At 73.6% G+C, this 21999-nt stretch carries 20 protein-coding genes; 8 read left to right on the top strand and 12 right to left on the bottom strand.

What is annotated here, in order from left to right; genetic code table 11:
- Positions 1-80 precede the first annotated feature (80 nt).
- Positions 81-1631: a CCA tRNA nucleotidyltransferase gene (locus ACTUAL_RS11510; RefSeq protein ID WP_309142036.1), complete on the top strand. Its 1551-nt coding sequence runs from the start codon at positions 81-83 to the stop codon at positions 1629-1631.
- A gap of 155 nt (positions 1632-1786) precedes the next feature.
- Positions 1787-2053 (top strand): response regulator transcription factor, encoded by a 267-nt coding sequence (locus ACTUAL_RS11505; RefSeq protein ID WP_096497512.1) that lies wholly within the window; start codon positions 1787-1789, stop codon positions 2051-2053.
- Here the strand turns inward: ACTUAL_RS11505 and ACTUAL_RS11500 are convergent.
- Positions 2036-3355 carry an MFS transporter gene (locus tag ACTUAL_RS11500; protein ID WP_440900249.1) on the bottom strand — a complete coding sequence of 440 codons (1320 nt, stop codon included), beginning with the start codon at positions 3353-3355 and terminating at the stop codon, positions 2036-2038. The genes ACTUAL_RS11505 and ACTUAL_RS11500 overlap by 18 nt on opposite strands.
- A gap of 100 nt (positions 3356-3455) precedes the next feature.
- Here ACTUAL_RS11500 and ACTUAL_RS11495 point away from each other — a divergent pair, with 100 nt between their 5' ends.
- Positions 3456-4037, top strand: a complete 582-nt coding sequence (locus ACTUAL_RS11495; RefSeq protein ID WP_015805744.1) for a YqgE/AlgH family protein — start codon at positions 3456-3458, stop codon at positions 4035-4037.
- Between the two features lie 22 nt (positions 4038-4059).
- Here the strand turns inward: ACTUAL_RS11495 and ACTUAL_RS11490 are convergent, their stop codons facing one another.
- A complete protein-coding gene (locus ACTUAL_RS11490) occupies positions 4060-4464 on the bottom strand; it encodes an SdpI family protein (RefSeq protein ID WP_232520109.1) in 405 nt (134 codons plus the stop codon).
- A gap of 302 nt (positions 4465-4766) precedes the next feature.
- Between ACTUAL_RS11490 and leuS the strand changes: the two genes are divergently transcribed.
- On the top strand, positions 4767-7568 hold the full coding sequence (gene leuS, locus ACTUAL_RS11485) for a leucine--tRNA ligase (RefSeq protein ID WP_440900248.1): 2802 nt from the start codon (positions 4767-4769) through the stop codon (positions 7566-7568).
- 63 nt (positions 7569-7631) lie between these two features.
- Here the strand turns inward: leuS and ACTUAL_RS11480 are convergent, their stop codons facing one another.
- Positions 7632-8378 carry a TetR/AcrR family transcriptional regulator gene (locus ACTUAL_RS11480; protein WP_096497508.1) on the bottom strand — a complete coding sequence of 249 codons (747 nt, stop codon included), beginning with the start codon at positions 8376-8378 and terminating at the stop codon, positions 7632-7634.
- A gap of 125 nt (positions 8379-8503) precedes the next feature.
- Here ACTUAL_RS11480 and ACTUAL_RS11475 point away from each other — a divergent pair, with 125 nt between their 5' ends.
- Positions 8504-10639: an MMPL family transporter gene (locus ACTUAL_RS11475; protein ID WP_440900247.1), complete on the top strand. Its 2136-nt coding sequence runs from the start codon at positions 8504-8506 to the stop codon at positions 10637-10639.
- 279 nt (positions 10640-10918) lie between these two features.
- On the opposite strand, the gene ACTUAL_RS11470 is transcribed toward ACTUAL_RS11475, so the two are convergent.
- Entirely contained in the window at positions 10919-12799 is a 1881-nt protein-coding gene (locus ACTUAL_RS11470; RefSeq protein ID WP_440900246.1) for a DUF2339 domain-containing protein, read from the bottom strand.
- A gap of 99 nt (positions 12800-12898) precedes the next feature.
- On the opposite strand from ACTUAL_RS11470, the gene ACTUAL_RS11465 reads away from it, so the two are divergent.
- From ACTUAL_RS11465 to ACTUAL_RS11455, 3 genes are all read left to right on the top strand, one after another.
- A complete protein-coding gene (locus ACTUAL_RS11465) occupies positions 12899-13750 on the top strand; it encodes a ribokinase (RefSeq protein ID WP_440900245.1) in 852 nt (283 codons plus the stop codon).
- Between the two features lie 72 nt (positions 13751-13822).
- Positions 13823-15454 carry a phosphoenolpyruvate--protein phosphotransferase gene (gene ptsP, locus ACTUAL_RS11460; RefSeq protein WP_440900244.1) on the top strand — a complete coding sequence of 544 codons (1632 nt, stop codon included), beginning with the start codon at positions 13823-13825 and terminating at the stop codon, positions 15452-15454.
- Positions 15455-15468: 14 nt separating this feature from the next.
- Positions 15469-15903, top strand: coding sequence for a DUF4303 domain-containing protein (locus ACTUAL_RS11455; RefSeq protein WP_440900243.1), 435 nt, complete (start codon positions 15469-15471; stop codon positions 15901-15903).
- Here the strand turns inward: ACTUAL_RS11455 and ACTUAL_RS11450 are convergent.
- The 8 genes from ACTUAL_RS11450 to ACTUAL_RS11415 all read right to left on the bottom strand — a co-directional run.
- Complete coding sequence (locus ACTUAL_RS11450; RefSeq protein WP_096497503.1) at positions 15900-16787, bottom strand: LysR family transcriptional regulator; 888 nt, start codon at positions 16785-16787, stop codon at positions 15900-15902. The two genes, ACTUAL_RS11455 and ACTUAL_RS11450, sit on opposite strands and share 4 nt — an antisense overlap.
- A gap of 60 nt (positions 16788-16847) precedes the next feature.
- Positions 16848-18032 (bottom strand): glycine C-acetyltransferase, encoded by a 1185-nt coding sequence (locus ACTUAL_RS11445; protein ID WP_440900242.1) that lies wholly within the window; start codon positions 18030-18032, stop codon positions 16848-16850.
- Positions 18032-19066, bottom strand: coding sequence for an L-threonine 3-dehydrogenase (tdh, locus tag ACTUAL_RS11440; RefSeq protein WP_015805731.1), 1035 nt, complete (start codon positions 19064-19066; stop codon positions 18032-18034). The genes ACTUAL_RS11445 and tdh overlap by 1 nt, the downstream gene beginning before the upstream one ends.
- Before the next feature lie 61 nt (positions 19067-19127).
- Positions 19128-20663, bottom strand: coding sequence for an SDR family oxidoreductase (locus ACTUAL_RS11435; protein ID WP_232520107.1), 1536 nt, complete (start codon positions 20661-20663; stop codon positions 19128-19130).
- 36 nt (positions 20664-20699) lie between these two features.
- Positions 20700-21299 carry a DUF1707 SHOCT-like domain-containing protein gene (locus ACTUAL_RS11430; RefSeq protein ID WP_096498149.1) on the bottom strand — a complete coding sequence of 200 codons (600 nt, stop codon included), beginning with the start codon at positions 21297-21299 and terminating at the stop codon, positions 20700-20702.
- A gap of 67 nt (positions 21300-21366) precedes the next feature.
- Complete coding sequence (locus ACTUAL_RS11425) at positions 21367-21561, bottom strand: DddA-like double-stranded DNA deaminase toxin (RefSeq protein WP_440900241.1); 195 nt, start codon at positions 21559-21561, stop codon at positions 21367-21369.
- Positions 21504-21863, bottom strand: a complete 360-nt coding sequence (locus tag ACTUAL_RS11420) for a hypothetical protein (protein ID WP_440900268.1) — start codon at positions 21861-21863, stop codon at positions 21504-21506. Before ACTUAL_RS11420 ends, ACTUAL_RS11425 begins: the two co-directional genes overlap by 58 nt.
- Positions 21864-21885: 22 nt before the next feature.
- The coding region (locus ACTUAL_RS11415) for a DUF397 domain-containing protein (protein WP_440900266.1) at positions 21886-21999 on the bottom strand (114 nt) is incomplete at its 5' end.

Raw genomic sequence — 21999 nt, 5'->3', positions numbered from 1 at the left:
GTGCGGGGGCGTCGCCACGGGCCGTCTCCCGATCATCGCCGGGGGTAACCGCTTTGCCAGGGCAGATACGCTGCCTCCTCGTGTCTGGTTCGAACGCGCCCACCTCGCGGGACGATGCCCTCGTGGAGCTGCTCAGCGACCTCCCCGTGGCCGATGAGCTCGCCGCCCGCTTCGCCGAGGCGGGGCACCGGCTGTACCTCGTCGGCGGGAGCGTGCGCGACGCGCTGCTCGGGCGGCTGTCCGGGGGTGACTTCGACCTGGACTTCACCACCGACGCACGACCGGAGCAGATCCAGCGGCTGCTGTCCGGCTGGGCGGACGCGCTGTGGGACACCGGCATCGCGTTCGGCACGGTCGGCGCGACCAAGCACGGCCGGACCGTCGAGATCACGACCTTCCGCGCGGACTCCTACGACGGGGTGACCCGCAACCCCGAGGTGACCTTCGGCGACACCGTCGAGGGGGACCTGGTCCGGCGCGACTTCACGGTCAACGCGATGGCGTTCGACGTGGTGGCCCGCGAGCTGGTCGACCCGACCGGCGGTCGCGAGGCGCTCGCCGCGATGGTGCTGGACACGCCCGCGACGCCGCAGCAGTCGTTCGGCGACGACCCGCTGCGGATGCTGCGCGCGGCCCGGTTCGTGTCGCAGATCGGGTTCACGCCCGCCGACCGGGTGGTCGAGGCGATGACCGCCATGGCGGGCGAGCTGGAGCGGATCACGCCGGAGCGGGTGCAGCAGGAGCTGTCGAAGCTGCTGTGCGGCGCGCACCCGAGGCGCGGCGTCGAGCTGTTCGAGTCCACCGGGCTCGCGGCCGTGGTGCTGCCCGAGCTGCCCGCGATGCGGCTGGAGATCGACGAGCACCACCAGCACAAGGACGTGTTCGACCACTCGCTGGTCGTGCTCCAGCAGGCGATCGACCTGGAGGACGAGGACAACTCCCCCGACCTGGTGCTGCGGCTCGCGGCGCTGCTGCACGACATCGGCAAGCCGGGGACGCGGCGGTTCGAGTCCGGCGGCGGCGTCTCGTTCCACCACCACGAGGTGCTGGGCGCGAAGATGGTGCGCAAGCGCTTGCGGGCGCTGCGGTACTCCAAGGAGGTCGTGGAGGAGGTCGCCCAGCTGGTGTACCTCCACCTGCGGTTCCACGGGTACGGCAACGGGGAGTGGACCGACTCGGCGGTGCGCCGCTACGCCACCGACGCGGGTCCGCTGCTGAGCAGGCTGCACAAGCTCGTGCGGGCCGACTGCACCACGCGCAACAAGCGCAAGGCGAACGCCCTCCAGCGCACGTACGACGGCCTTGAGGAGCGGATCGACCGGCTGGCCGCCGAGGAGGACCTGCGCCGGGTGCGGCCGGACCTGGACGGCAACGAGATCATGCGGCTGCTCGGGCTGCCGCCGGGGCCGCAGGTCGGGCGGGCGTGGAAGTTCCTCAAGGAGCTGCGGCTGGACCGGGGTCCGCTGGACCGCGACGAGGCCGAGGTGGAGCTGCTGGCCTGGGCGCGCGCCGAGGGCGTCGGGTCGGTGGGCTCCGGGACCGCGGGGGGAGCAGCCGGGGCGTCCGGCGGGGCGGCGGCCGAGGGGTTGCCCGAAGGGGCTGACTCCGCAGGCGCTCCCGAGGTCGAATAGCGGCAAAGCCCTGGTCAGGGCGCTGCGGGCAGGAACCGGTCGGATCATGACGACCACCCGGAGTGACCAATTTGCTCCGAAGTGTTAGCGAAGTGACTGCCGGTTGCGAGAGCATGACCCTGTGTGCGCCCGACGCGCACAGGGGGTGATGACGTGTGAACGCCTGGGGACTGTCCGCCGCTCGCGGCACCCGGTTGCCGGACCTCGAACTGCTCGACGAGCGGCAGCGGGCCGTGCTGCGCTGCCTGGCCAGGGGGTTGGCCGACCACGAGATCGCCGGGGTGCTCCGGCTGACCAGCAGGCAGGTCGGCGGGGAGGTGGCGGAGATCCTGCGCAGGCTCAACCTGCGCGACCGGATCTCCGCCGTCGTCTTCGCCCATGAGGCGGGGATGATCCGGATGCCCCTACCGGCGCCCCGCTGAGCCGCCGCCGCCCGGCCGGGCGAGCAGCAGGTGGCCGAGCGCGCCGATCGGGTGGACCAGCGCGGCGGCCAGCACCAGGCCGGGCGAGCGGCCGTCGTGGGCCACCAGCGCGGCGGCCACCGACACGGCGACGACCTGCGTGACGTTGAAGAGGGTGTCGTAGAGCGCGAACACCCGCCCGCGCACCTCGTCGCCGATCTCGGCCTGCACCGCCGCGTCCGCGCAGAGCTTCACCACCTGGCCCGCGAAGGTCAGCAGGAACGCCGCCGCGAGCACGGCGGGCAGCCGCATCGGCAGCCCGAGCCCGAGCTGGGTGAGGGCGGCGAGCCCGAGCGCGCCCGGCACGACCCGCGCGCGGCCGAGCGCGCCCACGAGCCGGTCGGTGACCAGGCCCGCCAGCAGCACGCCCGCGCCGCCGCAGGCGGCGACCTGGCCGAGCCCGGCCAGTCCCGCGCGGAACGGGCCCTGGTCGGTGAACGAGTTGCGCATCAGCAGCAGCGTGACCACCAGCGACATCCCGAACGCCATCCGGTGCGCCACCAGCGCGGCCAGCGCCGACCGCACCGCGGGCGTCCGCAGCACGGCCCTGCCCCCGTCCAGGAGGCCGTGCGCGACGGAGGTGAGCGCGCGGGTGGCACCGGGGACGGCGCCCGCGCCCCGGTCCGGGCCGAGCGCGTCCCGCGCGAACCCGGCGGCCAGCGCGGCGGCCAGCAGCGAGCCCGCCGCCGCGCACGCGGTGGTCCAGGCCGAGCCGCCGTCGCCCGCGCCGAGCGCCCCGCGCAGCAGCACGGCCGTGGCCGCGCCCACGACGGCGGTCACCGAGCCCGCCGTGGTGGCGACCGCGTTCGCCTCGACCAGGTGCGCGCGCGGGACCACGTGCGGCAGCGAGGCGGACAGCCCCGACCCGGTGAACCGGCTGACCCCGGTGACCAGCAGCGCCGCCGCGCAGAGCGGGACGCCGCCCAGCCCCGCGCCCACGGCCGAGGCGGTCAGCAGCACGGACAGCGCCCGCAGCAGCGCGGCGACCACCAGCACCCGCCGCCGGTCCCACCGGTCGAGCAGCGCGCCCGCGAACGGCCCGAGCAGCGAGTACGGCAGCAGCAGGACGGCGAACCCGGCGGCGACGGCCCCCGGTTCTGCCTCCCGCTCGGGGTTGAACAGCACCGCCCCGGCGAGGCCCGCCTGGAACAGGCCGTCACCCCACTGGGCGGCGAGGCGGGTGGCGAGGAGCCTGCGGAAGCCGGGGGCGGCGAGGAGCCCGCGGACCCCGAGGTGGCGCACCCCCGCGTCGGCGCTGGTCACGGACCGAGGGTAGGACGGGTCCGCGGTCGGCGACGGGTGAGCGGTCCGCCCCGCGCCCGCGGCTCTCGCGCCGCCTCACCGCGCGGGCGGTTCTGGGATCATGGGGCCCGTGGGTGCTGATGCCGAGGTCGAACCGGGGTCGCTGCTGGTCGCGGCGCCGACCCTGAACGACTCGAACTTCCGCCGTACGGTCGTCTACGTCATCGACCACCGCGGCGAGGGCTCACTGGGGGTCGTGCTGAACCGGCCCTCCGAAGTGGCCGTGCACGACGTCCTGCCCGCCTGGGGGCCGCACGTGTCGCGCCCGCAGGCGGTGTTCATCGGCGGCCCGGTCGAGCAGAAGACCGCGCTCTGCCTGGCGGCGCTGCGCCCCGGCGAGGACCACCGCTCGCTGGACGGCGTGGTCGGCGTGCACGGGCCGGTCGCGCTGGTCGACCTGGACTCGGAGCCCGAGTCGCTGCTCCCCCGCGTGCGCGGCCTGCGGGTGTTCGCCGGGTACGCGGGCTGGGGCGAGGGGCAGCTGGAGGGCGAGGTGGAGCGGGAGGACTGGATCGTGGTGCCCGGTCTGCCCGACGACGTGCTGTCGCCGCCGGGCGTCGACCTGTGGGGTCGGGTGCTGCGCCGCCAGGGGATGCCGACGGCGCTGCTCGCCACCTACCCCGAGGACGTCCGCCGCAACTGAGCGGACCGCCGGGAGAGGGCGCTCAGGCCCTGGTCAGGACGCTGCAACCGCCGCCGGCGCAGGCGCAGCCGCCGCACCCCGCCGCGGGCTCGGGCTCCGGGACGGCCTCGGCCGCGCGGTGGCCGAGCACGCCACCGGCCGCGCCGATGCCGATCGCGCCGACCAGCCCGACCAGGCCGACGACCAGCGCGGTCTCCGGGGCGAGCAGCGCGGCGATCCCGGCCAGCACGGCGACGGCGGCGGCGACCAGGTTCGGCACGCCTGCCACCCGGTTGGCGAGGGCGAACGTCTCGTCGTCGCGCAGCGACGCCTTCGAGCGCACTCCCAGGAAGCGGTTGCGGGGCAGGGTGCCGCGCAGGCCCAGGACCCCAGCCGCACCGAGCGGCAGGCCGACCAGGAGCAGCACCACGAACAGGACGATGTTCACGCAGACGAGGGTAGGCGCGCCGCACGCGGTCCACAGCGCCGCCCCGTGCTCGTCACCACCGGACGTGGTATCGCACTGATCACAGCCGTCGCCACCCACCGCGTTGATCAGCGGCGATCCGGTCACCCAACGCTACGAAGTTGCGCGGCGCTGCTACCGTTGAGCCATGAGCACGGCGCGCCTGCTCCTTAGCAAGCCGCGCTGACCGGTCGACTCCTGGTCCAGCGCGGCAACCCCTCATGCCTGTCATCGGCTGGGGGGTTTCGTCATGTCAGGGGCAGGGATAGGGAGAGGGAACTCCGATGAGCACGGAACCGGCGGCTGACACGCCCGCCTACCGCTACACGGCGGCGCTGGCGAACGAGATCGAGCAGCGGTGGCAGCGGCGCTGGGAGGAGCGCGGCACCTTCCACGCGCCGAACCCGTCCGGTCAGCTCAAGGGCGAGGTCCCCGCCGACAAGCTGTTCGTGCAGGACATGTTCCCGTACCCGTCCGGCGCGGGCCTGCACGTCGGCCACCCGCTGGGCTTCATCGGCACGGACGTGTACGCGCGGTACCACCGGATGACCGGCCGGAACGTGCTGCACACGATGGGCTTCGACGCGTTCGGCCTGCCCGCCGAGCAGTACGCGGTGCGCACCGGCCAGCACCCGCGCGAGACCACCAAGGCCAACATCGAGACCTACCTGCGCCAGATCCGCAGGCTGGGCCTGGGCCACGACGAGCGCCGCCGCATCTCCACGATCGACCCGGACTACTACCGCTGGACCCAGTGGATCTTCCTGCAGATCTACAACTCCTGGTTCGACGCGGACGTCAAGAAGGCCAGGCCGATCGCCGAGCTGGTCGAGCGGTTCGCGTCCGGCGAGCGCGCCACCCCGGACGGCCGCCCGTGGGCCGAGCTGTCGGTGGCCGAGCAGCAGAAGGTCCTGGGCGAGCACCGCCTGGCCTACCTGTCCGAGGCCCCGGTGAACTGGTGCCCCGGCCTGGGCACGGTGCTGGCCAACGAGGAGGTCACCTCCGACGGCCGCAGCGAGCGCGGCAACTTCCCGGTGTTCCGCCGCAACCTGCGCCAGTGGATGATGCGGATCACAGCCTACTCGGACCGCCTGGTCGACGACCTGGACCGGCTGGACTGGCCGGAGAAGGTCAAGTCCATGCAGCGCAACTGGATCGGCCGCTCCCACGGCGCGCGGGTCCGGTTCGAGGTGCGGGCGGGCGAGGGCGCGGTCGGAACCGAGGAGCGGATCGAGGTCTTCACGACCCGCCCCGACACCCTGTTCGGCGCCACCTACGTCGTGCTGGCCCCCGAGCACCCGCTGGTCGACGCGATCGCCTCCCCCGTGCAGGCGGGCGCGATCGCCGCCTACCGCGCCGAGGTGGCCCGCAAGTCCGAGCTGGACCGGCAGGAGAGCAAGGAGAAGACCGGCGTCGCCACCGGCGCGGTCGCGGTCAACCCGGTCAACGGCGCCGAGCTGCCCGTCTACGTCGCCGACTACGTGCTGATGGGCTACGGCACCGGCGCGATCATGGCGGTGCCCGGCCAGGACCAGCGCGACTGGGACTTCGCCAAGGCGTTCGACCTGCCGATCATCCGCACCGTCCAGCCTGCCGAGGGCTTCGAGGGCGAGGCGTTCACCGGCGTCGGCCCGGCGATCAACTCCGGCTTCCTGGACGGCATGGACGTCGCCGAGGCCAAGAAGGCGATCATCGCCTGGCTGGAGGAGCGCGGCGCGGGCGAGGGCACCGTGCAGTACAAGCTGCGCGACTGGCTGTTCTCCCGGCAGCGGTACTGGGGCGAGCCCTTCCCGATCGTCTACGACGAGGACGGCACCCCGGTCGCGCTGCCCGAGTCGCACCTGCCGGTCGTGCTGCCCGAGGTGGACGACTACTCGCCGCGCACCTTCGACGCGGACGACGCGAACTCCGAGCCGTCCCCGCCGCTGACCCGCGCGCAGGAGTGGGTCGAGGTCGAGCTGGACCTGGGCGACGGGCCCAAGCGGTACCGCCGCGAGACCAACACCATGCCCAACTGGGCGGGTTCCTGCTGGTACCAGCTGCGCTACGTCGACCCGACCGAGCCCGGCCGGTTCGTGGACGCCGAGAACGAGCGGTACTGGCTGGGCCCGCGCCCCGCCGAGCACGGCGCGAACGACCCCGGCGGCGTCGACCTGTACATCGGCGGCGTCGAGCACGCGGTGCTGCACCTGCTGTACTCGCGGTTCTGGCAGAAGGTGCTGTTCGACCTGGGCCACGTGTCCGGCGACGAGCCGTACCGCAGGCTGTTCAACCAGGGCTACATCGAGGCGTACGCGTACACCGACGCGCGCGGCGCGTACGTGGCCGCCGAGGAGGTCGTGGAGAAGGACGGCAAGTTCTTCCACGACGGCGCCGAGGTCTCCCGCGAGTACGGGAAGATGGGCAAGAGCCTGAAGAACGTCGTCACGCCGGACGAGATGTGCGCCAACTACGGCGCCGACACGTTCCGGGTGTACGAGATGTCGATGGGCCCGATGGACGTGTCCCGGCCGTGGGCGACCAAGGACGTCGTGGGCGCGCAGCGGTTCCTGCAGCGGCTGTGGCGCAACCTGGTCGACGAGGACAGCGGCGAGCTGCGGGTGGCCGACGTCGAGCCGTCCGAGGACGCGCTGCGGCTGCTGCACAAGACCATCGCGGGCGTGCACGACGACTACGCGAACCTGCGCTACAACACGGCGGTCGCGAAGCTGATCGAGCTGAACAACCACATCACCAAGCACTACCCGGCGGGCGCGCCGAGGGCGCTGGCCGGTCCGGTCGTGCAGCTGCTGGCCCCGCTGGCGCCGCACGTGGCGGAGGAGCTGTGGGAGCGGCTGGGCGGCGGCGACTCGCTGGCGCACGGGCCGTTCCCGGTGGCCGAGGAGCGCTACCTGGTGGAGGACACCGTCCTGTACCCGGTGCAGGTGGGCGGCAAGGTCAAGGCGCGGGTGACGGTGTCGGCGTCCGCCTCGCCGGACGAGGTCAAGGCCGCCGCGCTGGGCGACCCGGCGGTGGCGGCGCTGCTGACCGGCGAGCCGAGGACGGTCATCGTGGTGCCGGGCAGGTTGGTCAACATCGTGCTGTGACGCGCGGCTGAGCACCGGTGGCGGGGGCCCGCGGGTCCCCGCCACCGCTGTTCGCGGGGTCGGTCAGCCCCGGAGCCCCAGCTCGCCGAGGAGCTGGGCGAGCATCTGGTCGTACATCTCCTCCGGGTTGGTCACCGCGAACGGGAACCGCCCGAACACCTCCAGCGCCACGTGCCCGTAGATCCGCACCCACGCCTGGAGGATGTGGAAGATCGCCGCCTGGTCGAGGGTCCGCTCGTCCACGCGCGCGCCGCGCGCTTCGATCTGGTTGATCAGCACCTGCTGGTACACCGCGAGGTCCTCGTGCAGCAGGTCGGACACGCCCGCGGGCACCTCGTCGGGGAACGGGTGGCTGGCCACCAGCCTGGCCGCGATCTCCAGGAACACCCGGCCGAACCGGTCCCGCACCTGCTCCTCCGGGGCCGCGCCCTCCCGGCCCGCCGCGTAATCGCCGTCCGTCGAGGCGAACACCAGCGAGAACTCCTGCGGGTGGTCGAGCGCCCACCTGCGGAAGCCCCGGCACACCAGGTACACCTGCTGGTCGACCGGCGCGGTGTCCGGCACCTCCGCGAGCAGGGCGCCGAGCGTGTTCTCCAGGTCCTCGCAGACGACCTCGCACAGCCGGGCGAGCAGCGCCTCGCGCGAGTCGTAGTAGCGGTACAGCGCGGGCGCGGTGATCCCCAGTTCACGTGCGATGGCACGGAGAGTTACCGAATCGCGGCCCTTCTCGGTCAGAAGCGCGCGAGCCTGGGTGAGGATGTCGCGTTCGGTCTCCGCGCGTAGCCGTTCTCGGCGAGTGGCTTCGCTCATGTGTCACTCCATCGAGTTGTGAACGGTGTTCACCGCGCGTACGGTCAGGCTCGGTCATCCGGTGAACGGTGTTTACGAAGTTCACACCGTTCACGCAACAGTAACGCACGGTACCGAGGGAGGACGTGTTGTTCGCGAAGTGGGGATCGCTCGCCTACCGCCGCCGATGGGTGGTGGTGATCGCGGTGGTGCTGCTGGCGGTGGCAGGGGGCGTGTGGGGGCTCGGCGTCTTCGACAAGCTCAGCCAGGGCGGTTACGAGGCTCCGGGCAGCGAGTCGGACCGCGCGGTCGCGGTCACGGAGGACACCTTCGGCCGTCAGGACGGCGACGTCCTGGTGATCTACGAAACCGGTGACCCGGCCAAGCTCCAGGAGATCACCACCCGGCTGGAGGGGCTGCCGGACGACGCGGTCAAGCAGGTCACGCCGCTGATCCCGGCTCCCGAGGGCGACAAGGTCCTGGCGGTCATCACGCTCCAGGCCGCCGACTCCAACGGGCAGATGAAGCAGTTGGAGCAGATCGAGCCGCAGCTGCACCAGGACGGCGTCACCAGCCACGTCGGCGGGCTCATCCCGACCCAGCGGGAGATCAACGAGGTCACCTCGTCCGACCTGATCACCGCCGAGGCGGTGTCGATCCCGATCGTGCTGGTCCTGCTCGTGGTGATCTTCGGTGGGCTCGTCGCGGCGTCCCTGCCGGTGCTCGTCGGCGGCCTGTCCATCCTGGGCGCGCTGGGCGTGCTGCACGCGGCCTCGCTCGGTCTGGAGATCAACTCGTTCGCCGTCAACGTCGCCAGCCTGCTCGGGCTCGGCATGGCGATCGACTACGGCCTGTTCATGGTCGGCCGCTTCCGCGAGGAGATGGCGGCCGGGCGCGGCACCGAGGACGCGGTGAAGCGGACCGTCGGCTCCGCCGGTCGCACCGTGGCGTTCTCGGCCACGCTGCTGATCATCGCCCTCGCGGGCCTGCTGATCTTCCCGCACGGCTTCCTCAAGTCCCTCAGCTACGGCGGCATGGCGGCGGTGGCCATCGCCGCCATCACCTCGCTGACCCTGCTGCCCGCGATGCTCGCCCTGCTGGGCAAGAACATCGACAAGCTCGCGCTGCCGTGGGCCAAGCGCGGCGCGCCGAAGGAGAGCGGCTGGCGCAAGCTCGCCGCCACCGTGATGAAGCGGCCGGTGCTGTTCGCGCTGCCCATCGTGGTGCTGCTGCTCGGCCTCGGCTCGCCGTTCCTGAACGTCAAGTTCGGCGAGGTCACCGAGAAGGTCCTGCCCGAGGGCAACGAGGTCCGGGTGGCCGCCGAGACGGTCAAGGAGGACTTCGGGGCGCTCGCCGCGGGCGGGTTCAAGATCGTCCTCACCGGCAATCCCGCGCCCCAGGAGGCGCAGGCGTTCATGCAGCGCGTCAGCGAGGTCCCCGGCGTCGCGGACGCGCAGCCCGGCGCCGAGCCCAAGGACGGCGTGTGGCTGATCAACGCGGGCCTGGACGGCGACCCGCTGAGCGACGAGTCCAAGCAGGCGCTCAAGGACGTGCGCGCGCTGGACCACCCCGGTGACGAGCTGCTCGTCGGCGGCAGCACCGCCGTGGTCTCGGACAGCCTCAAGGCCATCCAGGACGGCCTGCCGATCATGATCGGCGTGCTGGTGCTGGCCACGTTCGTGCTGATGTTCCTGGCGTTCGGGTCGGTGCTGCTGCCGATCAAGGCCGTGGTCATGAGCGCGCTGAGCCTCGCGGCGACCTTCGGCGTGCTGGTCCTGGTGTTCCAGGAGGGCCACGGCGCCTCGCTGCTCGGCGTCACGCCCGCGCCGCTGGAGTCCGGCATCGTCGTGCTGATGGCGGCCGTGGTGTTCGGCCTGTCCACCGACTACGAGGTGTTCCTGCTCTCGCGCATGGTCGAGGCGCGCGGGCGCGGGGCGAGCACCGAGGAGGCGGTGACCACCGGTCTGGCCAAGACCGGCCGGGTGATCACGGCGGCGGCCCTGCTGCTGATCGTGGTGACCGGCGCGTTCGCGTTCTCCCAGATCACCGTGATGCGGTTCGTCGGCGTCGGCATGATCCTCGCGCTGGTGCTGGACGCCACCGTGGTCCGGATGCTGCTGGTGCCCGCCGTGCTGCGGATGCTCGGCGACGCGTCCTGGTGGGCGCCCGGTCCGCTCAAGCGCATCCAGGAGCGGATGGCGATCCACGAGGGCGATTCGGTCGAGGACGGCTCGGTGGAGGACGGCTCGGTGGAGGACGGCAAGGAGCCCGCGCGGGTCTGACCCGACGTGCTCGTGGAGCCCGGTTCGCCTCGGCGGCCGGGCTCCGCGCGTTCCGCGGGGCGGTCCGGCCCGCCGGGGGTTCGGTCGGGCAGCCCGCACGCGAGCTGCCGCCCGCGACGGCGGAGCGGGCGGCAGCAGGCGGCACCCGGCGCCGGTCGCTCGGGGGGCGAAACGACCGGCGCCGGGTTCCAACCGGCGCTGAGCACCGGTGGTCCTGCCCCGACCAAGTGAGGCATACCACCAAAATGACGTAACCGGGGGCGGATTGGCTCCGGAGTGCTACGAATTTGCCGATTTTTTCTTCGCGGCCACTAGTTTGGCGTAGCGGGTGCCCGCGGCCAGCAGCACCAGTCCGGCGCCCAGGAACGCCAGGACCCGCGCGAACCCGTTGAGCGCCGACAGGTCGAACAGCACCAGCTTCACGAGCGCCGCGCCGACCAGCACCAGCCCGCTGACCCGCAGCGGCGCGCTGTCCACGCCCCGGTTCAGCAGCACCAGCGCGGCCACCGCCCAGGCCACCGTCACGAGCGCGTGGCCGAACAGGAACGCGGTCACCGTCGGTGAGACCAGCAGGGCGGCGCAGACCACCAGGCCGGTCGTCGAGTACAGCACCAGCGCGCCCGCCGCGATCCAGCTGTTGGGGCCCGGCGGCACGGCGCCCGCCCTGGTCGCCGCCCAGGTCGTGGTGACGGCCGCCGCCGCGAGCGCGAGCGCGGTGAACACGCCCGCGACCAGGTCGGTCGGGGTGGCGCGCGCGAAGGAGCCCAGCAGCAGGGAGACCTCCAGGGTCTCCCCCAGCGCGGCGAGCAGGCCGGGGACGCCGAAGGCCAGCGCGCCGACCAGCGCGCCGCGCGAGCGCGTCCGGCCCGCGAGCACGGCCAGCGCCGCCGACTCGGCCAGCACCGCCGGGCCGAACGAGCGCAGGCCCGAGACCAGCGCGGTCGCCTCGAACGCGGCCAGCAGGCCCATCGCGGCGAGCGCCGTCGAGAAGGCCCCGCCGAACTCCGGCTTCCCGGTCCGGCGCAGCACCACCCACAGCCCCAGCAGCACCGCGGCCAGCCCGCCCGCGAGCAGCTCGCCCCGGCCGTCGGGCAGCAGCAGGGCGGCGACCAGCACCGGCGCTGGCGCGGTGGCCAGCAGCGCGACCAGGCCGGGGTTCCCGCCGGTGCGCCGGGCGCTGACCACCGCGACCGCCAGGCCCACCACCGCGACGGCGACCGACAGCCAGGTCGAGGTGGCCGCGCCGCTCGCGGTCAGCACCGGCAGCGCGCCCAGCGCGGGCGGCAGCCCGGCGGCCACGGCCAGCACCGGCCAGCTGCGCAGCAGGTGCACCGGGGCCGCGACCAGCTGCAGGACCAGCAGGAACAGCACCAGCTCCACGGCGAGGACCCCGGTGATCACCGGGGCGCACACCGCGCAGGCCAGCACGACGCCCACCGCGAGCACTGCCTCGTCCCAGCGGACCGCCAGCCACAGGCCCGCGCCCGCCACCAGCAGCCCGGACAGCAGGCCCAGCCAGGTCGGGAAGTAGCCGTAGAGGGCGGTGGTGGCGACGACGTCCAGGTAGAGCACGGCGAACCCGGTCGCGGCGACCGCGAGCGCGCCCGTGCGGTTGTCCGGCTTGCGGTTCAGCCGGAGCGCGAGCCCGACCAGCGCGGCGCCCAGCAGCGCGCCGCCGACCACGCGCGGGACCGGGCCCAGGTAGCCGCGCTGCACGGCCAGGACCAGCAGCATGACCACGCCGAGCGTGGTGACCGCGCCGCCGACCCAGGCCAGCAGGCGGCTGCCCGCGCCGTCCTGGCCCAGCCGCTCGGCCAGCGAGACCCTGGGGGGCGGGGCGTACGGCTGGTACTGCGGGAACGGGGGCTGCGGGAACGGGTGGTGGGGCGCGGGCGGGACCTGCCCGGTCGCGGTGAGCTGCGGCTGCGGCTGGGCCTGCGGTTGGGCCGGGGTGGCGGCTCCGACGGCCTGCCCGACCGCGTGCTCGGGAGTGGGCGCGATCGGTTCCGCCGCGGTCACCGCCGTCGTGGTGGCCTCGGGGGGCGGCGCGGGTGTCGTCGTGCGGCGCAGGGTCCGCAGCTCCGCGCCCACCTGCGTCAGGCGGCGGGACAGGGCGTCGACCTCGGCGGCCAGGGCTGTCAGCGGGTCCGGACCGGTCATGCGTCCAGGATCGCCGCGCGAAGCGGACAAATCATCGGTACCACTACTCAACCCGCGCCTGCTCACCCCGGACCGCGTCGGTGCGGCAGAGTGCCGGGCATGGCTCAGGTCCTCGTGCTCGGGTCGGCCAACGCCGACCTCGTGGTGTCCGTGCCCCGGCGACCGGCGGGCGGGGAGACCGTGCTCGGTTCCGACACGGTCGTGCTGCCCGGCGGGAAGGGCGCGAACACGGCCGTGGCCGCCGCCCGCGCCGGTGGCCGGGTGGCGCTGCTCGGCGCGGTCGGCGACGACGGGAACGGCGCGCTGCTGCGGCGGTCGCTGGAGGGCGCCGGGGTGGACGCGGCGCTGGTCGCGGTGTCCCGGCGGCCGACCGGGGCCGCCTACATCGCGGTCACCCCGGACGGCGAGAACTCGATCGTGGTCGCGCCGGGGGCCAACGCGGACGTGGTCGCCGAGGCCCCGTGGGGGCGGTTCGCGGTGCTGGTGTGCTCGCTGGAGGTGCCCGTCCCGGTGGTGGAGGAGGCGGTGCGGGCGGCGTCGGCGGCCGGGGTCCGGGTGGTGCTGAACCTGTCGCCGGTGGTCGGCGTCGCCCCGGACGTGCTGGCCGCGCTGGACCCGCTGGTGGTCAACGAGCACGAGGCGGCCGAGCTGGCGCCGTCGTTCGAGGGGCTGCTGGAGCTGGGACCGCGCGCGGTGGTGGTGACCCTCGGGGCGCGCGGCGCGGCGGTGGTGACCCGGTCCGGGGTGCTGGAGGTGCCCGCGCCGGAGGTGGACGTCGTGGACACCACGGGGGCCGGGGACGCGTTCGCCGGGGCGCTCGCGGTGCGGCTGGCGCAGGGGCGGGAGCTGGTGGACGCGGCGGCGTTCGCGGTGCGCGTGGCGGCGTTCTCGGTGACCAGGGCGGGGGCGCAGCCGTCCTACCCGACGCTGGCCGAGCTGGGCGAGCGGTGAGCGGCGAGATCGTCCCGCCGCGTGGTGAAGCACCCTCGAACAAGCCGCCCACCTGGGAGTACGGTCTAGATCATGGCTAACGCGCGGCTGAGCGGTGTCGGGGTCAGTGCAGGGAGGGCCGCCGGGCCCGTCGTCCGGGTGGCGGAGGCCCTCGGGGAGCCACCGGCGTCCCCGGCCCCGGCCGACCCGGCCGCCGAGGCCGCGCGGATCGCCCCCGCCGCGGAGGCCGTGGCCGCGCGGTTGACGGCGAAGGCCGCGACGGTGGAGGGCGACGCGAGGGCCGTGCTGGAGACCACCGCCGCGATGGCGGCGGACCCGGCGCTGCTCGGCCAGGCCGAGGAGCTGGTCACCGCCGAGTCGCTGCCCGCCGCGCGCGCCGTCCACCAGGCCGCCGCCGGGTTCATCTCCGCGCTGGAGGCGGCGGGCGGGTACATGGCCGAGCGGGCGCGCGACGTGCGCGACGTGCGGGACCGGCTGGTCGCCGAGCTGCTGGGCGTGCCCGCGCCGGGTGTGCCGGACCTGGAGGCGCCCAGCGTGCTGGTGGCCCGCGACCTGGCGCCCGCCGACACGGCCGGGCTGGACCCGGCGAAGGTGCTGGCGCTGGTGACTGAGGAGGGCGGCCCGACCTCGCACACCGCGATCCTGGCCCGCTCCCTCGGCATCCCGGCGGTCGTGGCCTGTCGGGGCGTGCTGTCGCTGAGCGCGGACGCGCTGTCGGTGGACGGCGAGACGGGCGCGGTCGTGGAGTCGGACGGCGTGGTCCGCGCGGCCCACCTCGGTCCGCGCGTGGAGTGGAACGGCGTCGGGACGCTGCGCGACGGGTACCGGGTGAAGGTCGTCGGCAACGTGGGCGCCGAGGCGGATGCGGTCGCCGCCGTCGCGGCGGGGGCCGAGGGCGTCGGGCTGTTCCGCACCGAGTTCTGCTTCCTGTCGGCGTCGGAGGAGCCGACGGTCGACCAGCAGCGCAAGGCGTACGCGGCGGTCCTGGCCCCGTTCGCGGGCAAGCCGGTGGTGGTCAGGACCCTGGACGCGGGCGCGGACAAGCCGCTGCCGTTCCTGAACCCCGAGGCCGAGCCGAACCCGGCGCTGGGCGTGCGCGGCCTGCGCGTGGCCTTCGACCGGCCGGACGTGCTGGAGCGCCAGCTGGAGGCGATCGCCCTGGCCGCGCAGGACAGCGGCGCCGAGGTGTCGGTGATGGCCCCGATGGTGGCGACCGCCGCCGAGGCCGCGTGGTTCGCCGAGCGCGCCAGGAAGGCGGGGATCGCGCGGGTCGGCGTGATGATCGAGATCCCGGCGGCGGCGCTGGCCGCGAAGGAGGTCCTGGCGGAGGTGGACTTCGCGTCCATCGGCACGAACGACTTGGCGCAGTACGTGTTCGCGGCGGACCGCCAGGTGGGCGCCGTGGCCGCGCTGAACGACCCGTGGCAGCCCGCGCTGCTCAGGCTGATCGCCCTGGTCGGCGAGGCGGGCACCGCCCTGGGCAAGCCGGTGGGCGTCTGCGGCGAGGCGGCGGCGGACCCGCTGCTGGCGTGCGTGCTGGTGGGGCTGGGCGTGAGCAGCCTGTCGATGAACCACACGGCCCTGGCCACGGTCGGCGCGAAGCTGGCGACGACCAGCTACGACCTGTGCCAGCTGGCCGCGCGCGGCGCGCTGGGCGCGGGCGACCCGGCGTCCGCGAAGCTGGCGGCGAGGGCGCCGCACTAGTGCTGGAGGCGGTGGTGGCCGCGGTGCGGTCGGCCTGGACCGACCTGCGCCGCGCCCATCGGGAGGACTGGTACTACGTCACGCTGACGACGTCGGGCGAGGGCGAGCGGCTGGCGCTGACGGCGTGGTCGGAGCAGGCCCTGGCGCGGGTGGGCGACGAGGGGCTGCGGTGGTCGTACGCGGACTCGCCGTACTGCGCCTGGGGCGAGGAGTGGCTGGCGGGGGTGCGGTTCCCGAGGGGTGACCCGGATCGGGCGCTGGAGACCGCGGTGGAGGCGCTGGCGGTCCTGGACGCGGAAGGCGCGTTCGGCACGGGCGCGCAACGGGCGTCCCTGCTCCTGGCCGCCGAGATCATGCCCCCGGACCACACGAACACCACTCGGGTGCTGCGGCTGAACCGGCCTTCGGCGGTGCTGGAGCGGTGGTTGGCGGAGGCGGCGGAGGACTAACCGCGCCCCAACCCGCTCACCGCCTCCGACAGCGCGTTCAACACCCCCCGGATCAACGGGTGCTCCTCGCTCCCCGCCCGCACCGCCGCGAACACCCGCCGCAGCGGCGCCACGCCGTGCACCGGCACCCCGGCCCCCGCCGCGCGCGGCACCAGAGCCACCCCGGCCCCCGCGCCCACCAGTGCCCCGATCGCCCGAAAATCATCCGACACGTGCGTCACCACCGGCGCGAACCCGGCGTTCTCGCAGGTCAGCTCCACCGCGTCCCGCACCGGGTTCCCCAGCTGCGGCGCGACCCACTCCTCGTCCGCCAGCTCCCGCAGCTCCACCGCCGCCTCCCCCGCCAACCGGTGCCCCGGCGGCAGCAGCACGTCGAACGGCTCCGTGTACAGCGGGAACCTGGTGATCCGGCGGTCGTCCCGCCCGCCCGGCCGGTACTCCTCGGTCACCGCCAGGTCGATCTCGCCGTCCAGCAGCAGCGGCACGCTCGCGTTGCCCTCGGCGTCGCGCACCCGCACTACCACGCCCGGCGCCCGAGCCCGCAGCACCGCCAGCGCGGGCGCGACCACCTGCGTGATCGCCGACGCGAACCCCGCCACCACGACCCGCCCGCCACCACCCGCCGCGAACGACGCCAGCGACGCCCGCGCCCGCTCCAGCTCCGCCGCCACCGCGTTCGCGTGCCCCACCAGCAGCTCGCCCGCCGCCGTCAGCGCCACCCGGCGCCCGCGCCTGCGCAGCAGCTCGTGCCCCACCTCCGACTCCAGCGCGGCCAGCTGCTGCGACACCGCCGACGGGGTCAGGTGCAGCGCGCCCGCCGCGGCCGTCACGGTGCCGTGGTCGGCCAGCGCGCGCAGCACGCGCAACCTGCGAGGATCGATCACCTGCGCATTGTGGGCCAACGGCCCCGCGGGGACCCGCAGGGCCGTCGGCTCCACCCCGGCTCAGCCGGTCATGCGCTCCCGCGCCGCGATGAACGCGTCCACCGCCCGGTTGACGTCCTCGGTCGTGTGCGCCGCCGACATCTGGGTGCGGATCCGCGCCTTGCCGTGCGGCACCACCGGGTACGAGAACCCGATCACGTACACGCCCTGCTCCAGCAGCAGCTCCGCCATCCGCCCCGCCCGCGCCGCGTCGCCGATCATCACCGGGATGATCGGGTGCTCGCCCGGCAGCAGGTCGAACCCCGCCTCGGTCATCCGCGACCGGAACAGCGCGGTGTTCGCCCGCAGCCGCTCCAGCAGCTCGCCCGACGAGCTCAGCAGGTCCAGCGCCGCGATCGCCGCCATCGTGATCGACGGGGCCAGTGAGTTGGAGAACAGGTACGGCCGCGACCGCTGCCGCAGCATCTCCACGATCTCCGCCCGGCCCGACGTGTACCCGCCGCTCGCCCCGCCCAGCGCCTTGCCGAGCGTGCCCGTGACGACGTCCACCCGGTCCTGCACCCCGAACAGCTCCGGCGTGCCACGACCACCCGGACCGGTGAACCCGACCGCGTGCGAGTCGTCGACCATGACCAGCGCGTCGTACTTGTCCGCCAGGTCGCAGATCTCGTCCAGCGGCGCCAGGTAGCCGTCCATGGAGAACACGCCGTCGGTCGCGATCAGCCGGTAGCGGGCGTCGGCGGCGTCCTTGAGCTGCTGCTCCAGGTCGGCCATGTCCCGGTTTCGGTAGCGGAACCGGCGCGCCTTCGACAGCCGCACGCCGTCGATGATCGACGCGTGGTTCAGCTCGTCCGAGATGATCGCGTCCTCGGCGCCGAGCAGCGTCTCGAACAGGCCGCCGTTCGCGTCGAAGCACGAGCTGTAGAGGATCGTGTCGTCGGTGCCGAGGAACCGCGACAGCCGCGCCTCCAGCTCCTTGTGCGGCTCCTGCGTCCCGCAGATGAACCGCACCGACGCCATCCCGAAGCCCCACCGGTCCAGCGCGTCGTGCGCGGCCTTGACCAGCACCGGGTGGTCCGCGAGGCCCAGGTAGTTGTTGGCGCAGAAGTTCAGCAGGCCGTCGGTCTCGCCGACCCGCACGGCCGACCGCTGCGGCCCGCCGATGACCCGCTCGGACTTGTACAGCCCGGCCGACCTGATCTCGTCCAACCCGGCCCGCAGGTCTTCGCGTATCGCGCCGTACATCAGGCAGCTCCCGTCCAGTCGAGGATGACCTTGCCGCACTTGCCCCCGCGCGCCGTGGCGAAGGCCTCCCGGAAGTCGGTGTGGTCGAACCGGTGCGTGATCACCGGGGACAGGTCGAGCCCGCGCTCCAGCAGCACCGACATCGAGTACCAGGTCTCGAACATCTCCCGGCCGTAGACGCCCTTGAGGTGCAGCATCTTCAGCACCACGCTGCTCCAGTCGACGGCGAAGTCCGACGCGGGCAGGCCCAGCATCGCGATGCGCCCGCCGTGCGCCATGTTGCCGATCATGTCCTGGAGCGCGACGGGCTGGCCGGACATCTCCATGCCGACGTCGAAGCCCTCGGTCAGGCCCAGCTCGACCTGCGCCTCGGCCAGCGTCCGCCGGGACACGTCCAGCGCCAGGTCCACGCCGACCGCGCGGGCCAGCTCCAGCCGGTGCTCGCTCACGTCGGTGATCACCACGTGCCTGGCGCCCGCGTGCCTGGCCACGGCGGCGGCCATGATCCCGATCGGGCCCGCGCCGGTGATCAGCACGTCCTCGCCGATCACCGGGAACGACAGCGCGGTGTGCACGGCGTTCCCGAACGGGTCGAAGATCGCCGCCACGTCCAGGTCGACGGGCGCGCGGTGCACCCAGGCGTTCGCCTCGGGCAGCACCACGTACTCGGCGAACGCGCCGTTCTCGTGCACGCCCAGGCCGCGCGTGTTGGCGCACAGGTGCCTGCGGCCCGCCTTGCAGTTGCGGCACGCCCCGCACACCAGGTGGCCCTCGCCGCTGACCAGGTCGCCGACCTTGACGTCCGTGACCGAGGAGCCGACGGCCGCGACCTCGCCGGTGAACTCGTGGCCGAGCACGAGGGGGGCGCGCACGGTGCGCGCCGCCCACTCGTCCCACGAGTCGATGTGCAGATCGGTGCCGCAGATGCCGGTGCGCAGGACGCGCACCAGCACGTCCCCCGCGCCGGGGGTGGGGTCGGGGACCTCGGTCAACGAGAGTCCCGGCCCGGCCTCAGCCTTGACCAGTGCCTTCACAGCGGTGGAGTCTGCTCCGGGTTGCGCCGTTCGGTCCATCAGGACTTTCTGAACTCGCTTGTCAGCTCGGCTTCACTGGCGATCTTCCCGGCGCCTGCTCGGCCGACCTCGGCGGTGGCGGCGTCCAGGCCGACGCCCGCCGGTCCTCCGCGTTGGCCGCACCGGCCGCGGTGGCGATGTTGCTGACCATGCCGCCGAACACGATCCCGTGGAACGGCCACACCGCGAACCAGTACAGGTGCCCGACCAGCCCGCGCGGCACGAACACGGCCCGCTGCAGGTAGCGCGCGCTCCCGTCCACCAGCGGCTGCACCCGCAGCTCCAGCCAGGCCTTGCCGGGGACGCGCATCTCCGCCCGCAGCCGCAGCAGCACGCCCCGCTCGATCTCCTCGACCCGCCACCAGTCCAGCGCCTCGCCGACCTGGAGCCTGCCGGGGTCGCGCCGCCCGCGCCGCAGCCCCACCCCGCCCACCAGCCGGTCCGCCCAGCCGCGCACGGCCCAGGCCAGCGGGAACGAGTACCAGCCGTTCTCGCCGCCGATGCCCTCCACGACCCGCCACAGCTGCTCGGGGGTCGCGCAGGTGAGGTGGGTGCGGATGTCGGTGTACGAGGAGCCGCCGGACCACTCGGGGTCGCTCGGCAGCGGGTCGGACGGCGCGCCCGGCAGCGAGGCGTTCGACCAGCGGGTCTCCACGTCGGCGTCGCGGACCCGGTTGAGCGCCAGCTCCACCGCCCGGTCGTACCCGATCTGGGGACCCGGCAGCAGCGCGAGCAGGTCGTTCTCGTGGCACACCACGTCGTGGACCAGCGACTCGACCAGCGGCTTGGCGATCGAGCGGGGGACGGGGGTGATGACGTTGACCCAGTGCGAGGACAGCCGGGGGGTGAGCAGGGGGACCGGCAGCACGCGGCGCTTCGGGAGACCGGCGGCGCGCGCGTACCGGTGCATCATCTCCAGGTAGGTGAGCACCTCGGGGCCGCCGATGTCGAACGACCGGTTGGTGTCCTTCGGCAGTGTGACGGCTTGCACGAGGTAGCGCAGCACGTCGCGGACCGCGATCGGCTGGACCCGGCTGTGCACCCACCGGGGGGTGACCATCACCGGGAGGCGTTCGGTGAGGTAGCGCAGCATCTCGAAGCTCGCCGACCCCGACCCGATGATCACCGCCGCCTTGAGCACGACGGTGGGGACGCGCGAGGCGAGGAAGACGTCGCCGACCTGCTTGCGCGAGGCGAGGTGCGGGGACAGCCTGCCGCGCGACGGGTGCAGCCCGCCGAGGTAGACGATCCGCCCCACACCCGCGTCCTCGGCGGCGCGCGCCGTGTTCTCCGCGGCGCGCCGGTCGGCGTCGACGAAGTCCGGGCTGTTCAGGGAGTGCACCAGGTAGTGCACGACGTCCACGTCCCGCATCGCCCCGGTGAGCGAGCCGGGGTCGAGCACGTCGCCGCGCACCACCTCGACCTGCTTCGCCCAGGGGACGTCGCGGAGCTTGCCTGGATCGCGGACTAGGCAGCGGACCTGGTGCCCCTCGGCCAGCAGCCGGGGCACGAGCCGTCCGCCGAGGTAACCGGTCGCGCCGGTGACTAGGCATCGCACCACCCGATCATCGGCGCACCGGCGTCATCCCGCAGCTCAGGCGTTCCTGAAGCTGAACTTCCGCTTCGCCTTGATCTCGACCGAACCGGCCTTCACGTTCCCCGTGACGACGAAGTGCGGTCGCCCGCCGGACTCGAACCGGACCCTGTCCTGCAGCGCGCTGGCGCTCAGCCGCAGGTCGTCGGTGTTCACCGAGCTGCCCTCGGGCAGCAGGATGCGCACGGACCCGGCGAACACGTCCAGGTCGATCGTCACGACCGGGTGAGGCAGGTGCGCCTCCCGGAAGTCGAGGTCGGTGTTGCCCATCCGGTTCTGCACCACGATCGTGCGCGGGACGGACCACTGCCCCTTGCGCCGGACGTGGGACAGCGTGGTTTTCAGCTCCACGCGCTCGCGGGGGGCGCCCCCGAACTGCGCGGGGATCACGTCCTCGACCGGCTGCTCGGAGTTGAGCATGCCGGGCAGGTCGACGAGGACGGCGTTCAGCTCGCCCCTGGTGCGCGAGGCGAGCGCCTGGTCGGTGCGCTCGGAGAACTCGTCGAGCGTGATGAGCCCCCGCCCGATGGCCTTCTGCAGCAGGCCGACGACGTGCTCGCGCTCGGCGTCGGACACCCGGAGTTGCTTGGGATCGGTCATCGTCACTCGGTCCCCCTCAAGAAGAACGGCGGCTCGTCCCGGAAGAGCGGCTCGTCTCCGGTCAAGGCTATCCGGGGCGGGCGGCCACACGCGCATGGTCTGCCCTTCGCGGAGAACGCCCTCGACCGCCTGGTAGCACCCCGGAGTCCCGCGCCCAGATCGCGGCTTTGGGCTCCACGTGCGTGCTGGCGTAGTTGAGCATCCTCAAGTGGTCGCTCTTGGTGTCCAGAGGTTTTCCGTCGAAGAAGCCGCTGGAGAGCATTCGCGAGATGTGCTCGTGCGGTCCTCCTGCCACCCGGCCCACACGATCGGCACCTCGACCAGTGCCGGGTGGTGCCGGTCCGGGGTGGGGCCGAAGCGCGCGTCCGGTTCGACGTGGCCGGGGAACGCGACGGATCGTGTGGGCAGAACCCCACCCAGTCGAGCGACATAAGCGAGCAGCGATCGTTCGGCCTGGAGGTATTTCCACTGCATCCGCCACAGCGACCTCGCGGCTCCGGAAGCGGCGCGGTCCAGCGCAATGGCGACCTGTGCCCACACCCGGGAGAGCAGCGACTCCGTCACCTGCGGCCTCCCGACGCCAGCGCTACCCCGCGAACCCGCCGAGCTTGACCGCCGCCACGAAGACCGGCACCGGCCCGGAGGGGTTCTTCGAGTCCCGCACCCCGCACCACCCGGCCGCGCGCCCGACCTCGACGCA

Source organism: Actinosynnema sp. (genome assembly GCF_052038725.1).
The sequence above is the reverse complement of the archived record's forward strand: the minus strand, read 5'-3'. Positions and strand labels throughout refer to the sequence as shown.